This window comes from Terriglobales bacterium (assembly GCA_035573675.1).
GTDB lineage: Bacteria > Acidobacteriota > Terriglobia > Terriglobales > Acidobacteriaceae > DATMAB01.
Window position 1 is genome coordinate 168135 of sequence record DATMAB010000018.1, and the last position, 13882, is coordinate 182016.

At 64.1% G+C, this 13882-nt stretch carries 11 protein-coding genes; 6 read left to right on the top strand and 5 right to left on the bottom strand.

All coding sequences use genetic code 11. The annotated features are described in order from the left end of the window. Window positions 1–4: 4 nt before the first annotated feature. The 5 genes from VNK82_08735 to truA form a co-directional block, all read right to left on the bottom strand. Window positions 5–1258, bottom strand: a complete 1254-nt coding sequence (locus tag VNK82_08735) for a LeuA family protein (protein HXE91033.1) — start codon at window positions 1256–1258, stop codon at window positions 5–7. Further along, entirely contained in the window at window positions 1255–1611 is a 357-nt protein-coding gene (locus tag VNK82_08740; GenBank protein ID HXE91034.1) for a hypothetical protein, read from the bottom strand. The genes VNK82_08735 and VNK82_08740 overlap by 4 nt, the downstream gene beginning before the upstream one ends. A gap of 159 nt (window positions 1612–1770) precedes the next feature. Further along, a complete protein-coding gene (locus VNK82_08745) occupies window positions 1771–2343 on the bottom strand; it encodes an IS5 family transposase (protein ID HXE91035.1) in 573 nt (190 codons plus the stop codon). Window positions 2344–2639: 296 nt separating this feature from the next. Continuing rightward, on the bottom strand, window positions 2640–4214 hold the full coding sequence (locus VNK82_08750) for an aldehyde dehydrogenase family protein (GenBank protein ID HXE91036.1): 1575 nt from the start codon (window positions 4212–4214) through the stop codon (window positions 2640–2642). Between the two features lie 115 nt (window positions 4215–4329). Next, window positions 4330–5082, bottom strand: coding sequence for a tRNA pseudouridine(38-40) synthase TruA (gene truA / locus VNK82_08755; GenBank protein HXE91037.1), 753 nt, complete (start codon window positions 5080–5082; stop codon window positions 4330–4332). 243 nt (window positions 5083–5325) lie between these two features. Here truA and VNK82_08760 point away from each other — a divergent pair, with 243 nt between their 5' ends. The 6 genes from VNK82_08760 (at window position 5326) to VNK82_08785 (ending at window position 13876) form a co-directional block, all read left to right on the top strand. Beyond that, the gene (locus tag VNK82_08760; GenBank protein ID HXE91038.1) at window positions 5326–7242 is read left to right on the top strand and encodes a TolC family protein; all 1917 of its coding nucleotides are present in this window, start codon (window positions 5326–5328) and stop codon (window positions 7240–7242) included. A gap of 100 nt (window positions 7243–7342) precedes the next feature. Next, complete coding sequence (locus tag VNK82_08765; protein ID HXE91039.1) at window positions 7343–7801, top strand: Rid family hydrolase; 459 nt, start codon at window positions 7343–7345, stop codon at window positions 7799–7801. 33 nt (window positions 7802–7834) lie between these two features. After that, entirely contained in the window at window positions 7835–8707 is an 873-nt protein-coding gene (locus tag VNK82_08770; GenBank protein HXE91040.1) for a glycosyltransferase family 2 protein, read from the top strand. A gap of 120 nt (window positions 8708–8827) precedes the next feature. Continuing rightward, window positions 8828–10630, top strand: a complete 1803-nt coding sequence (locus tag VNK82_08775) for a methylmalonyl-CoA mutase family protein (protein HXE91041.1) — start codon at window positions 8828–8830, stop codon at window positions 10628–10630. A 22-nt stretch (window positions 10631–10652) separates the two neighbouring features. Next, entirely contained in the window at window positions 10653–11252 is a 600-nt protein-coding gene (locus VNK82_08780; protein HXE91042.1) for a DNA-3-methyladenine glycosylase, read from the top strand. Between the two features lie 212 nt (window positions 11253–11464). Beyond that, entirely contained in the window at window positions 11465–13876 is a 2412-nt protein-coding gene (locus tag VNK82_08785; protein ID HXE91043.1) for a DNA translocase FtsK, read from the top strand. The last annotated feature ends 6 nt before the right edge of the window (window positions 13877–13882 follow it).

Here is a 13882-nt window from a genome sequence, read left to right on the forward strand (position 1 = left end):
GGGGCTAGTCGGCTCTCCCCGCGGCCGGCGCATGGCAGCACTCCAGAATCTCCGCTTCCGTCAGCAGCCGGTCGGACGCCTTGGCGCGGCGGAGAATGCGTTCCACCAATTCGTCGCCCGGCGTGATGCCGTGCTGATCGAGCCAGAACAGAACGTTGGACTTGCCGGACATGGGCCCAATCTCGATCGTCTGCCCCATGCCGAAGTAGTGGGCTGGGACCCCTGAGTACACGGTATTCGCGAGGATGACATCGTTCTTCTTGAAAGCCTTGATCACTGCCGCCGCGTGTACCCCGGTCGCCGTGCGGAAAGCATCGCTGCCCACCACCGGGTAGTTTCTCGGGATGGGCACGCCGGTGGCCCGCGAAACCGCCTCGCAATAGTCCTTGAGCCGCCTCAGATCCTGCTGGTCCCAGGGCGGCACGCCCATCAGCTTCAGGTTCACCAGCATCTGGTCCATCTGGGTGTTGCCCACCCGCTCTCCGATCCCGATGGCGCAGGCATGGACGCAGTCGGCGCCGGCCGCCAGCGCCGCCAGCGAGTTGGCCACGGCCAGGCCGCGGTCACTGTGGCCGTGCCAGTCCACCCGGATCTTTTCGCCCGAAGGCTTCACGACTTCGTCAAGAATGAAGCCCAGCAGCGCGCGCACGCCCGCCGGGGTGGCGTGGCCCACGGTGTCGCACACCACAATGGCGCGCGCCCCGCAGCGAATCGCAGTGCCGTACATGCGCTTGATGGTCTCGGGATCGCAGCGGGTCGTGTCTTCGGTCACATACATACACCGAAGACCTAGAGACACGGTGTATTTCACCGCGTGCTCGGTGGTGCGCAGCAGGAAGTCGTCGGTCCAATCCTCGGTGTAACGGCGGATGGGGCTGGAGCCGATGAACGTGGCCGCCTCGATGTCCAGCCCCGTTCGCTGCACGATCTCCGCCACCGGCCGGATATCGTTCTCGTGGGTGCGGCAGGCGCAGTTCCCGCGGATCTTCAGCTTCGCGCTGACGATCTCCCGCGCCAGCCGCTCGACGTGCTCCACCGCGCGCGGGCCCGCCCCGGGCAGGCCCAGGTCGAGCGACTGGATGCCCAGCTTTTCCATCAGATGCAGGATCTCGATCTTCTCCTCGATGGTCGGGTCCTTGACCGAGGGCGACTGCAAGCCATCGCGCAGCGATTCATCGTTGAGCAGCGCGAAGGCCTTGGGCTGCGGCTCCCCGCTCCCCGCCTGGTTCCAGTCGTAGATGAGTTCAGAGCGGATCACCGCGCTTCCTTGCTCTCCTTCGCAGGAACGGTCAGGCCGAACACCGAGAGCTGGCCGGTACCCGCCACGTTCAACCCCAGCGGCTCTTCCGGGTGGGGAAGGTAAAGCGTCTTGCAGTGCTCACAGCGGTACAGCACCGCGTCTGGCCCGAAGGTCTTCTCTACGTCGCCACAGGCCTGTTCGCGCACGTCCGCAGTATAGAACCAGCGCTTCAGATGACCGGCGCAGAGCTTCCCCTTCTCGTTCTTCTCGTTGCAGGCGCGTTGTCCCGGCCTGATCTTTACCTTGACCTTGTGGTGGGGAAGCTGGGGGACCGCCGCGGCAGCGGTGGTGGTGTTCGCGGTGCTGGACAAGGCGGTTTTTCCTCTCCTGGGACTTGCCGAACTTCCGCCGGAACCTGCGAGCCTCACCCGACGCTCACCGGCGCACTTCGGCCTGATTTTCTGCGCTCATTGTACTCGAAGTGGCCCGTACGCCAGCCGCCAGGCCCTCCACGTCGCTTAGAGCTGGTTTCATAAATACCTCAACGTGATCATGAGGCACGCGAGGTGAAAGAAGCCTTGATAGACAGCCAGGATGCGGTCGTGACGCACTTCGATGCGGCGATAGGTCTGCAGCCAAGCGAAGGTGCGCTCGATTTTCCAGCGCCGGCGGTAGCGTCGGAGCTTGCGTCCATCCTGTCGCCACCAGCGCTGGCGGTTGCGGCGATGCGGGACCAGCAGCTCGATGCCGCGCCGCTGCAACCGTTCGCGCAGCGGGTTCGAGTCGTAGGCGCGGTCGGCGATGATGCGCTTCGGCTTCTGCCGCGGCCGGCCGCGCCGCCAGCAGGGCACCCTTACCTGGGCGAGCGTCGTTTCCGCCAGCGTGACCTCGGCTGGCGAAGCGCTCGTGAGTTGCGCTCCCAGCGGAATGCCCTGGCCATCGACCAGTACCATGCACTTTGTCCCCTTCCCGCGCTTGGTTTTTCCCACTCCGTCGCCCCTTTTTTCGCGGCTACGAAGCTGCCGTCGAGGAAAGTTTCGTCCCAGACCAGCAGTTCGTGGTGGTTGAGCGCGGCCAGCAGTTGCTGCCAGGCTTCGACCCAGATGCCCTCATCTTCCCACTGCCGCAGCCGCCGCCAACACGTCGAGCCGCTGGGATACGACGGCGGTAGGTCGCGCCAGCGGGCGCCGGTTTTCAGCACCCATAGAATGCCCTCGACGCAGGCGCGGTTCGAGGCCCAGGGTCGCCCGCGCCCGTCTCGTCGTCGCTTGGGTCGCGGGAAAAAATGCTCGATCAGCTCCCACTGCCGGTCGGTAAGCCGCATGCCGACAGCTTTGTCCCACGCGCCTCCCACGCATAAGTACCTGATTCGAGTCGGAATCTATTTATGAAACCAGCTCTACAGCCGGCCTTCCCGGAAGAAGGCCGCGAAGGATCGCAGGCCGCCGCGCAACCGGTGCAGCAGCGAGGGAGCGAACAGGAAGTCCACAAAGCCTTCCATCTGGGGGCCGAATTCCGGACCGTATCCGTACCACCAGACCTTCTTCGTGTACGGCAGGCGGTCGGAATCGACGTACTTGGCGCGCACCATCTCCTCCAGACCCAGCCGTCCCCGCGTACGCCCCAGGCCGCTCGACTTCACGCCGCCGTGCGGGGCTTCGCTGATGCCGAAGCAGCTCACCACGTCGTTCACCATCACGGTGCCGGCCTCAAGGCGGGCGGCCAGTTGCTCGCCGCGCGGCGGGTCGCTGGTCCAGATGCTGGCCGAGAGCCCGAACTCGCTGTCGTTGGCCAGGCGCACGGCCTCCTCTTCGTCTTCGAAGGGCATCACGGGCAGCACAGGGCCGAAGGTTTCGTCGCGCATGATCTGCATCGAGTGGTCGACGTTGGCCAGAACCGTCGGCGCATAGAAGTTCGGCCCCAGATCCGGCAACCGGTGCCCGCCGGTCAGGATCCGGGCCCCGTGGAGCCGGGCGTCAGCGACATGCTCCTCCACAATGCGCAACTGGCCTTCATGGATGAGCGGGCCGACGTCGGTGGCGCGTTGCAGTCCGTTGCCTACTCGCAGGCGCTGCGTCTTGGCCAGGCAGAGCTCCAAAAAGTGCTCGTATTGGCGCCGCTGCACGTAGCAGCGCTCCACCGAAAGGCAAGTCTGGCCGGCGTTGACGAAGGCTCCCCACACCGCCGCGCTCGAGGCCACATCCAGCTCGGCGTCATCCAGCACGATCATGGGGTCCTTGCCGCCCAGTTCGAGCACCACAGGCATCAGGCGCGCTGCCGCCGCCTGCGCTACGCGGCGCCCGGTGGCTACGCTGCCGGTGAAAAAAACCTTGTCCACCGGAGCTTCCACCAGGGCTGCGCCCGTGGCTCCGTCGCCCAGCACCACGCGGAAGAGGTTCTTCGGCAGGCCGGCTTCGGCCAGCAGGTCGCGCAATTCAAGCGCGGCGAGCGGCGTGTATTCGGAAGGCTTGAGCACCACGCCGTTGCCGGCCACCAGCGCCGCCAGTACCTCGCCGGCAGAAATGGAAAAGGGATAGTTCCAGGGGGAGATGACGCCCACGACGCCCCAGGGTTCGCGTCGTACGCGCCCCACCTTGGTCTTCATGATCAGGTTGCCATGCGGCACGCCCTCGTCATGCAGGATGGCCGGGGCAGTCGCCATCAGGAAGCGGCACGTGTCGAGCACCACCACGACTTCGGTCAGCAGCGCCTCGACGTACGGCTTGCCGGTTTCCCGCGTGATGAGTTGCGCCACCTTGGTCTTGGACTCGTGCAGCAGGCGCTGGAATCGGCGAAGTACCTTCAGGCGCTCGCGCACGTCCAGCCCGCTCCAGTCGGCCTGGGCGTCGCGGGCGTTCAGGACCGCAGCCCGCACGTCGGCCACGGTGGCGCAATCGAAGCGCCCCAGAACCTCCCCGGTCGCAGGGTTGCGCGACACAATCTCCCGCTGCGAGATTTGCGCCTCCGATGCCATGAAAAACCTGATGATGACCTGGGGTCGGGCCTACCACACCAGTTCGGGGGGACTGGTCAGGACTCTACTGTTATCACAAAACCGCCCGGCCCGTACAAGAAAAGCCGGAACTGTTTCAGTACTCCACGCCCGCCAGGTACAGGCCCCCGGCCGGGGCCGTGCTTCCCGCGACTGTACGGTCACGGAGTTCCAGGATCCTCCTCAGGCCAGCCTCGTCCAACGACCCCTTGCCGATCATCAGGAATGTCCCTACCAGGTTGCGCACCATGTGATGCAGAAACCCATTCCCCCGTACCGTGTACACGAATTCATCGCCTTCCCGTTCGAATCGGGAACAATATATGTTGCGGATGTTGGAGGTTTCCTGCTCTTCGCGGCCCCGCTCCGGGTCCACCGCGGCAAAGGAAGTGAAGTCATGCTCGCCCTCTACCATGGGAGCGGCCCGTTGCATGGCCTCTTCGTCCAGCGGGAAAGGATGGTGATAGACATAGCGGGCGAGAAACGGCGGGCAGATGGCGCCACGATAAATGCGATAGCGATAGGTCTTGGCCAACGCCGAGTGGCGGGCGTGGAAGTCCGGCGGCGCTTCTTCCACTGCCAGTACGCGGATCGAAGGTGGCAGCAGGTCGTTCAGGGCTTTCTGCAGATTGGCGGCTGGAATGGGCGATGCCAGCGCGACTGTGGCCACTTGCGCCAGCGCGTGCACTCCGGCGTCCGTGCGACCAGACCCCTGCGGCAACGTGCGTTCGCCCGTGATCCGCTCCAGGGCTGCGGCCAGGGTGCCCTGCACCGTGGCCAGGTTGGGCTGGACCTGCCAGCCGTGGAACTCCGCCCCGTCATAGGCCAGAGTCAGCTTGAAGTTACGCATCCGTTGCCGTGTGCCTCATCCCGTCTGCAACCGTCCCGCACGCGCTATACTATCGGACTTCCGTCTTGGAGACGCCTGCCTGCGGAATGCCGCCCCGCAAGAAAGCGGAAACCCGGGCGCGGCAATTTGCGTATAAACCGTTGACGATTTCAAACTTCGGCAGTCTCTACGTGGAAGCCCGGATTACGAGAAGGTAGGGAGAAAAAGCGCATGCGTGCTTCTTTTTTTGTTTCGAGGGGACTCTTGACCGTCCTGGCGGCGGTCCTGCTGGCGCCGGTCGCGGCGTCGGCACAGGAGAAGGTGGCCGATTATTCCCAGCCGCGCTCCCACATACCCAGCTTCGTAGGGCCGTACATTGCCCGCAAGGTGCCCGAGCCGCGGACCACCAACACCGAGCGCATCGACCAGCTCATGGTGGGCGGTGAGATCCGGCTCTCGCTGGCCGACGCTATCGCGCTCGCTCTGGAGAACAACTTGGATCTCGCTATCGCCCGCTACAACCTGCAGATTGCGGACACCGACATCCTGCGCAGTAAGGCCGGCCAGGGCATCCGCGGGGTCGCGACCGGCCTGGTGCAGGGTACGCCCGGCGGCGGCGTCGGTGGCTTCGGTACCGGCGCGGCCGGGGCGGGGGCCGGCGGCACCACGGGCGGCGCCGGCGGCGCAGGGACCGGGGCCGGCGGCTTGGTGACCAGTACGGTGGGCGCGGGAACCGCCGTCGACTCCTTCGACCCTGCCTTGAGCGCCACCCTCAACATCAATCACGCCACTTTCCCGCTGTCCAACACCGTGACCACGGGCGTCCCAAATTTCCAGCAGAATACCGGGACCGCGAACTTCACCTATACGCAGGGATTCCACACCGGAACCGCCATGCAGGTGACTTTCGATAACACCCGGCAGACGAACAACAGTTTGTTCTCCACTCTGGTGCCGCAGGTGAACACCTCCTTCCGTCTGAGCATTCGCCAACATCTGCTGGCCGGCTTTGGCCTCGGGCCCAATACCCGCTTCATCCGCATCGCCAAGAACAACCGGGAGATCTCCGACGTCGCTTTCCGTAACCAGGTGATTAACACCGTGTCACAGATCCAGAACATCTACTGGGACCTGGTGAACGCCTATGAGGACGTCAAGGTAAAAGAGCGCTCGCTGGCTCTGGCCAACAAGACGCTGTCAGACAATCGCAAGCAGGTCGAGATCGGCACACTCGCGCCCATCGAGATCGTGCGCGCTGAAAGTGAAGTGGCGACGCGCAACCAGGAGTTGATCGTCGCCCAGACCAACCTGCAGTTACAGCAACTCCTGATGAAGAACGCCATCACCCGCAACCTGGGCGAGGCGCGCATCGCCGCCGCACCCGTCATCCCCACCGATACCATGGTGGTGCCGGAACAAGAGCCCGTGCAGCCCATCGAGGACCTCGTTCGTGAGGCCAAGCAGGGACGTCCGGAACTGGTCCAGGCGCGTATTGACCTGACCAACCGCGAAATCAGCATCAAGTCGGCGCGCAACGCCCTTCTTCCCACAGTGGACTTCGTGGCCTGGTATGGCACTTCGGCGCTGGCCGGAGTTCAGAATCCCAACAATGCGCTTATTCCGCCGGGCACCATCCCTACCACCGGCTTTTACAGTGCTTTTCACAGCCTGATCGATGCCGATAACCCCGATTACGCGATTGGCCTGAACATCACCATCCCTATCCGCAATCGCGGCGCCCAAGCCGACCAGGTGCGCTCGGAGCTGGAGTACCGGCAGGCCCAGCTCCGGCTGCAGCAACTCGAGAACCAGGTGGCCATCGAAGTCCGCAACGCTCAGTTCTCCGTGCAGCAGAACCGCGCCCGTGTGGAAGCCGCGCGCAAAGGCGTGCAACTGGCCCAGGAATCGCTGGATGCCGAGCAGAAAAAGTACGCTCTCGGCGCTTCCACCAATTTCCAGGTGCTCCAGGCCCAGCGCGACCTGGCCCAGGCGGAGTCGAATCTGGTGGCCGCCAACGCGGCTTATGAGAAGACACGCGTCGAACTGGACCGCGTGACCGCTGCCACGCTCGTCCGCAATCGCATCGAACTGGATGACGCCGAGAGTGGAACAGTTCGCACGCTGCCCGCCGTGCCCGGTGTCGCGCCGCGCACTGAAGAGCAGAAACCTCAGGCACCGTAGCCTCACTGCCCGGCATGGCCCCATTCCGGAGCATGCCGGGCCTTCGTTTTCCATGCCGCGAATGCAGTGTAAGCTGATGCCTCCTTACAGGAGGCTTGTCATGAGACTGTTGTACGCAAACGCTCCCCTCGTCTGGCTGCTCGCCCTCTCTCTCTTCTCGTTGATGGCGTTCTCCGATACCGGACAAAAGGCCGAACGGCGCTATCTGAAGCCGGAAGGCGATTTCCCTTTCAGCAACGGCGTCCTGGTCGGCGATACGCTCTATCTCGCTGGCCACATCGGTCTCGATCCCAAAACGCAGAAGCCGCCGGCTTCTCCCGAAGAAGAAGCTCGTCTGGTGCTGGAGGAATTCAAGGCCACGCTCGCTCGAGCAGGCATGTCCATGGAAGACCTGGTCTACGTGCAGGTGTTCTGCTCCGACGTCTCCCTCTGGGGACGGTTCAACAACGTATATCGCGCCCACGTTGGCAGGGACTTTCCCGCCCGCGCCTTCATCGGCTCCGGACCGCTGCTCTATGGGGCTCGCTTCGAGGTGCAGGGCATCGCCGTGCGGCGCTAGCAGGGGCGCTTTGCCAGGCCGGATGCTCCGGGTATGCTTGGGCGCGTGAAGCTCTCCGTCGTCCTCATCACTTTCAACGAGGAGGCCAATATCGGCCGGACGCTGGAGAGTGTGCGGCAACTGGTGGCTGACGGCGCCGGCGAGACTATCGTCGTCGACTCGGGCTCCACCGACCGCACCCGTGAAATCGCCGAGTCCCAAGGCGCCAAAGTCTTCGTCGAACCATGGAAAGGCTACGCTGCGCAGAAGAACTCGGCCATCGACAAGGCCACTGGCGATTGGGTGCTATTGCTCGATGCCGATGAGAGCGTGGAACCGGGCCTGGCCGAAGAGATACGCGCCACGCTCTCCAGCGGCACAGAAGTTCAAGGCTTCTGGATCCCCCGCAAGAACCACTTCCTCGGCCGCTGGATTCGCCACGGCGGCTTCTGGCCGGATCCCAAGCTGCGCCTCTTCCGTCGTGGGTCTGGACGCGTCCAAGACCGCTTGGTGCACGAAACCGTGGAAGTAGCTGGCGCGACGGGCCGGCTGTACCACGCCATCGTCCATCACTCCTATCCCACGATGGAAGACTACCTCGACCACATGCGAGGCTATGCCGACCTCGGTGCCGAGATGATCCGCGACAAGCCGCGCTGGTGGCTTTGGCTCAACCGCTGGTTCAACCCTCCGCTTACGTTTCTCTACAACTACTTCCTGCGCTTCGGTTTCCTTGATGGACGCGAAGGCCTCTTGTTGCACCGCAACCACGCTCGCTACGTGGCCTGGAAGTACGGCAGAGCGCTCGAAAGATCCAGGGCGCAACAAGCGGGAGCCAAGGGCGACCCTCCTCCCCGGCACCCGGGAAACGCTGCCGACAGTGCTGCGGCGAGTGCGGCGAGTCGAAAGCCTTTCGACTCGCGCTAGGCACGAAGCACTGCCCTCAGCGTTGCCCGGGTGCCGGATTCAGGAAGCCACTCGCAGATTGGCCACGTACCCATTTCCAGCATCGTTGCTACCCCATGGTTCATCTTCTATCATTGCCCCATGGCGCCGGAACGAAAGCCTGCGGAAAAACTCGCCGAAAGCCCCATTCAGGACGTTTTCGAGGGCCGCCATCCGTCCCAGTCTGAGAGAGCATGGGCAGAGCGGACGCTCGCGCCCACGCTCGAGCGCCATCCGGAGAAGCCCATCGGCGCTCCCACCGGCGTAAACCAGGACGAGCATGGGAACGCGCGCTTCAGCACGATTTCGAACGTCCCCATCCGGCGCCTCTACACGCAAGCCGACCTGCCGGAAGACTGGAGCTACGAAAAGTACCTGAACTATCCCGGCCAGCCGCCTTACACGCGCGGCATCCACGCTTCCGGCTACCGCGGCAAGTTATGGACCATGCGGCAGTTCTCCGGCTTCGCTTCCCCGGAGGAGACCAACGAGCGGTACAAGTACCTGCTGGAGCACGGCGGCGGCGGACTCTCGGTTGCCTTCGACCTGCCCACGCTGATGGGCTATGACAGCGATCATCCCGCCAGCGAGGGCGAGGTCGGCAAGTGCGGCGTGGCCATCGATTCGCTCGAGGACATGGAGATCCTTTTCAACGGCATCGACCTGGAGCACACCACGGTCTCCATGACCATCAACTCGCCCGCCTCGGTGCTGTGGGCCATGTACCTGGCGGTGGCGGAAAAGCAGGGCGCGGACTGGAAGAAGATTTCCGGCACCATCCAGAACGACATCCTCAAGGAGTACATCGCGCAGAAGGAATACATCTATCCGCCGGCGCCCTCCATGCGACTGGTGGTGGATACGTTCGAGTTCGGCTCCGCCTTCACGCCCCGCTTCAACACTATTTCCATCAGCGGCTACCACATTCGCGAAGCCGGTTCGACCGCGCTCCAGGAACTGGCCTTCACGCTCTATGACGGCATCGAGTATGTGGAATGGGCGCGGCGGCGCGGCCTGGATGTGGACGAGTTCGGCCCCCGCCTGAGTTTCTTCTTCAACGCGCACAACGATTTCTTCGAGGAAATCGCCAAGTACCGCGCCGCACGCAAGCTCTGGTACACGGTGATGAAGGACCGCTTCGGGGCCAAGAACGAGCGCACCTGGCTGCTGCGCTTCCACACCCAGACCGCAGGCGTCTCGCTCACCGCGCAGCAGGCCATGAACAATATCGCACGCGTGGCCATCCAGGCCCTGGCCGCGGTGCTGGGCGGAACGCAATCCCTGCATTGCGACGCCTTCGATGAAGCCCTGGCCCTGCCCACCGCCGATGCCGCCCGCATCGCCCTGCGCACGCAACAGATCCTGGCCTACGAGTCGGGCGTGCCCAACACCATAGACCCGTTGGGCGGCAGCTACTTTGTCGAAAAACTCACGTTGGAGATGGAGGAAGGAGCGCGCGAGTACTTCAAGAAGCTCGACGCCATGGGCGGCATGGTACAGGCCATCGAGCGCGGCTACCCGCAGAAGGAGATCGCCGAGTCCGCCTACCAATACCAGCGTGCGGTCGAGGCCAAAGAGAAGATCATCGTGGGCGTGAACGAATTCACGATGGAAGAGGACCGCCCGCCGGATACGCTCTACATCGACGAGTCTGTTGCCCGCCACCAGTCAGAGAAGCTGGCCGCGCTCAAGCAGCGCCGCTCCAACGAAGAAGTTCGCCGCCGTCTTGATGCTTTGAAGCGCGCTGCGGCCGAAGAGCCAAAGGCCGCGGGCAACGGCCGGGTTTCGCATGCGAACACGATGCCCTACATCCTCGAGTGCGTCCGCGCTTATGCCACTGTGGGCGAGATCTGCGACGCCCTGCGCGAGGTCTACGGAACCTACCAGGAAACCAGCGTCACCTAACCCGAACTGGCCAACTCTCCCGATGAAACACGCTCTCGAGCACCTGCAACGCTCCGATCCCGTTCTCGGCGCCATCATTCAGCGCGTCGGTGAGTTCCGTATGGAATACGATGAGCCCACCTTCGACACGCTGGTCCGTTCCATCATCTACCAGCAGTTGAGCGGCAAGGCGGCGGCCACCATTGTCCGGCGCGTGGTCGAGGCTTGTGGCGGCAAGCTCGATCCGGAAGGCATCCTGGCGCTCCATCCCAACAAGCTGCGTGCCTGCGGGCTTTCCAAACAGAAACTGCGCTACGTGCGCGACCTGGCACGGCACGCGCGCAACGGGGAGCTGGACCTTGAGTCTTTGGAAAAGATGGAAGATGCAGAGGTTATTGCGGCGCTCACGCGCGTGAAAGGCATCGGGGTTTGGACCGCGCAGATGTTCCTGATGTTCGCTTTGCGCCGTCCCAATGTGCTTCCTACCGGCGACCTGGGGGTACAGAACGCCATCCGGCGCGCCTACCGCAAGCGCAAGGTCACGCCCCGCCAGGTAGAGCGCATCGGCAAGGCCTGGCATCCCTACTGCTCGATAGCGGCCTGGTATTTATGGAAGTCGGTGGATGGCGCCGCACAAATCTAGCCTCTCGCGCCGAACTGCTTTTGCAGCAATCGGTTAGAAGCGGTCCTTGAGGTGCCCACCCGGCTGGCTTTCAGGCTTCCCCCCGGGCAGAATTTGGTTGTCACCAGCGAGTCGCTGAACGATAATCACTAGCGGCTCTGGCGTAATTCGCACAGATTCGGCGCGGCTCAATGCCGCCGAAGAGTTCTTGTGCGTCCTTCGATTACGCCGGAATGAAGCACTTTTCGCGCCTTTTCACCCCCACGAACAACCGCCGTTTGAACGAGCTGATCGGCTTCCTGGTGCTGATCGGAGCGCTGCTGTTGCTCCTGGCGCTGGCGTCTTATTCGCCGCTCGATCCGTCGCTGAACACGGCGGCGTCGCCTGTGGGCTCGCGCCCGGCCCGCAACTGGGTGGGAATGGTAGGCGCGGTCATCGCCGACCTGCTGATGCAAGTCGGCGGCATCACAATCTTCCTGTTACCGGCGATGCTGGGCATGCTGGGCCTGAGCTGGTTCCGCTCGCGGCCGGTGAGTTCGCCTGTGGCCAAGTCGCTGGGATGCGCGGCCCTGTTGCTGTTCCTGCCCACTCTGTTGGCTCTGCTCCCCTGGCATCCGCGCTGGCTCGGCGCCGTACCGATTGAAGGGCTGCTGGGACGCATCGCCGGCGATCTCCTGGTGCACTACCTGAACGTCGCCGGCGCCTACGTGGTGGCGCTGACTGCCATTGCCGTGGCGCTCTATCTTTCGACCGCGTTCTCGTTCGCTGCCTCGCGGCTGTGGCTGGAAACGCGTTTCGCGTTCGCCATCGCGGCCCGCGACCGCTTCCTGGACTGGCGCAACGCACGCGCCAAGGCACAGGCGCAACGTAAGCTGGAGAAGCGCCGCATCGCCGCCCAACGAACTGCGGCCCAGATCGCGCAGGCACGCAAGCCTGTGCCCGCCGCTGGGCCACCGACCGAATCGGTTGCGGAACGGCTCGCGGAGAAACTGGCCGAACGCCGGGCCGCGGCAACGACTTCGCCGGGTGCCGCTCCGCCAGCAACTCCAGCTTCGGCTTCATCCCGCGCTTCATCGCGTCCCGAGCCTGCGGCAGAGGAACCGCAACTGGGCTCGCGCGCCGATGCCGCGCTCAAGACCAGGACGGTAATGCCGCGCATCACCGGCGGTTATCGTTTGCCCTCGAGTTCCCTGCTGCACCGTCCCGAGGAGCAAGCGGCCGTGGACGAGGAGCAGCTCCGCCACTTGGCGCAGATCCTCATGGAAAAGTGCGCTGAGTTCGACGTGCATGGCCAGGTGACGCACATCAATCCGGGTCCGGTAGTGACTACGTTCGAATACAAGCCGGAAGCGGGCATCAAGTACAGCCGCATCACCAATCTTGCCGATGACCTCTGCCTGGCGCTGCGCGCGGAGAGCATCCTCATCGAGCGCATGGCGGGGAAATCCACGGTCGGCATCCAGGTGCCCAACCGCGAGCGCGAAACCATCTGGCTGCGTGAGGTGATCGAGGCGCAGGAGTTCGCGGCCTCGAAGTCCAAGCTGACGCTCTCCATGGGCAAGGACATCAACGGCCGGCTGGTGGTGGCCGATCTGGCGCCCATGCCGCACTTGCTGATTGCCGGGGCCACCGGAACGGGCAAGAGCGTGGCCATCAACGCCATGATCATGTCCATCCTCTACAAGGCCACGCCCGAGCAGGTTCGCCTCATCCTGGTGGACCCCAAGCGGCTGGAACTGGGCATCTACGAAGGCCTGCCGCATCTGTACACGCCCATCATCACCGAGCCGAAACTCGCGGCGTACGCGCTGCGCAACGCCTGCCGGGAGATGGAGCGGCGGCTCAAGCTGCTGGCCGAGCACAGCGTGCGCAACATCGACCAGTACAACAAGCTGTTCGGCGACGAGCACACGCCCAGCCTGTTCGAGAAACAGGACGAGACCAACCGGCCGCTGCCCTACATCGTTATCGTCATCGACGAGCTGGCTGACCTGATGATGCTCGACCGGGCCAACGTCGAGGAATCCATCACCCGCCTGGCGCAGATGGCGCGGGCCGTCGGCATTCACCTGGTGCTGGCCACGCAGCGGCCTTCGGTGGACGTCATCACCGGACTCATCAAGGCCAACTTCCCGGCGCGCATCTCCTTCCGCGTAGCCACCAAGGTGGACTCGCGGACCATCCTCGACGCCAACGGCGCGGAAGCCCTGCTGGGCCGCGGCGACCTGCTCTATCTGCCGGCGGGCTCGGCGCGCGTGCATCGTTTGCATGCGCCTTACGTCACGGAAAAGGAAATCACTGCCGTGGTCGAGTTCTGGAAGGCGCAAGCTTCAGCCCAGTACGACGAGAAGTTCCTGCAGGCGCCGCGAGACGAGAGCGCGCGTGGCGAAGGCGGCGAGGACGGCGAACTGGGCGACGAGGAACACGACGAACTCTTTGAAGACGCCGTGCGCCTGGTGGTGGAGTTCGGCAAAGCTTCGACGTCACTCCTGCAGCGGCGTCTGCGCATCGGCTATGGCCGTGCCGCCCACCTCATCGACCTTATGGAGAAAGACGGCATCGTCGGCGCTGCCGACGGCCCCAAGCCGCGCGAAGTCCTGAAGAAGCCCGACTGGCTCTCTGAGGTTGAAGAAGCCTTGCGCTAGCGGCCC